We start from the raw sequence: 1784 nt of genomic DNA on the forward strand, positions 1-1784 counted from the left end.
TTTCGGGGAGTACGAGCTATTTCCGAGTTTGATTGGCCTTTCACCCCTACCCACAGGTCATCCGAAGACTTTTCAACGTCAACCGGTTCGGTCCTCCACTGTGTGTTACCACAGCTTCAACCTGCCCATGGGTAGATCACACGGTTTCGCGTCTAACACTACTGACTAAAGCGCCCTATTCAGACTCGCTTTCGCTGCGGATCCATGGCTTAACCACTTATCCTTGCCAGCAGCGTTAACTCGTAGGCTCATTATGCAAAAGGCACGCCGTCACCCCACGAAAGGGCTCCGACCGCTTGTAAGCGCATGGTTTCAGGATCTATTTCACTCCGTTATTCACGGTTCTTTTCACCTTTCCCTCACGGTACTGGTTCACTATCGGTCTCTCAGGAGTATTTAGCCTTAGCGGATGGTCCCGCCAAATTCAGACAGGGTTTCACGTGCCCCGCCCTACTCAGGATACCGCTATCCATTACACTCATTACCCATACGGGGCTATCACCCTCTATGGCGCCGCTTTCCAGCAGCTTCCGGTTCTTCATGCATGAAATGTCGCGGTCCTACAACCCCAGCAAGGCCGTAACAATGCTGGTTTGGGCTAATCCGCGTTCGCTCGCCACTACTTACGGAATCACTTTTGTTTTCTTCTCCTCCGCCTACTTAGATGTTTCAGTTCAGCGGGTTTGCCCACCTATCGGTGTGCTATATCTTCAATATAGCGGGTTGCCCCATTCGGATACCTGCGGATCGATCGGTGTGTGCCCGTCCCCGCAGCTTTTCGCAGCTTATCACGTCCTTCATCGCCTCTGAGAGCCTAGGCATCCCCCATGCGCCCTTATTTTGCTTATTGCACCAATCATAAAATCAATTATGACCGTTTTGTTTTGTTTTTCCCCGGCTTGCGCCGCAGAAAAACGCTTTCTACTTTCTTATTATTTTCTTATCTCAATATGTCAATGAACTTTTGCCCCTTAGGACCTGTGGAGAATAACGGAGTCGAACCGTTGACCTCCTGCGTGCAAGGCAGGCGCTCTAGCCAGCTGAGCTAATCCCCCAATCTAATTATGAATTGTGAATTATGAATTATGAATTTTTATCCATAACGACCCAACTCCAGAATTTCCTTTTCGGTTTTAAGATTTTAGTAGTCCCGGGCAGACTCGAACTGCCGACCCCTACATTATCAGTGTAGTACTCTAACCAGCTGAGCTACGAGACTCTGTCTTCTTAATTCCTTATCATTTTTTTTTAAATTAACAGCAAGAGCAATACAATTTCAAGATCCAAAACCTTTATAGGCATCTTATTTCCCATGCGTGCCTTTCGGCTAACACAAGGGCTCTAGAAAGGAGGTGTTCCAGCCGCACCTTCCGGTACGGCTACCTTGTTACGACTTAGCCCTAGTTACCAGTTTTACCCTAGGCAGCTCCTTGCGGTCACCGACTTCAGGCACCCCCAGCTTCCATGGCTTGACGGGCGGTGTGTACAAGGCCCGGGAACGTATTCACCGGATCATGGCTGATATCCGATTACTAGCGATTCCAGCTTCACGGAGTCGAGTTGCAGACTCCGATCCGAACTGTGACCGGCTTTATAGATTCGCTCCCCCTCGCGAGGTGGCTGCTCTCTGTACCGGCCATTGTAGCACGTGTGTAGCCCAAGGCGTAAGGGCCGTGATGATTTGACGTCATCCCCACCTTCCTCACAGTTTGCACTGGCAGTCTTGTTAGAGTTCCCGACATGACTCGCTGGCAACTAACAACAGGGGTTGCGCTCGTTATAGG

General features: G+C 50.0%; 2 tRNA genes and 2 rRNA genes. All 4 read right to left on the reverse strand.

Going from position 1 to position 1784, the window contains the following annotated elements:
• Nucleotides 1-850, reverse strand: a 23S ribosomal RNA gene (locus ACE01P_RS24335); the annotation flags it as partial.
• Between the two features lie 131 nt (nt 851-981).
• Nucleotides 982-1055, reverse strand: a tRNA-Ala gene (locus tag ACE01P_RS24340).
• Nucleotides 1056-1145: 90 nt separating this feature from the next.
• A tRNA-Ile gene (locus tag ACE01P_RS24345) sits at nt 1146-1219 on the reverse strand.
• Between the two features lie 126 nt (nt 1220-1345).
• Nucleotides 1346-1784, reverse strand: a 16S ribosomal RNA gene (locus ACE01P_RS24350); the annotation flags it as partial.

The organism is Flavobacterium sp. HJSW_4, assembly GCF_042436695.1.
In the GTDB taxonomy this organism is placed as follows: Bacteria; Bacteroidota; Bacteroidia; order Flavobacteriales; family Flavobacteriaceae; genus Flavobacterium.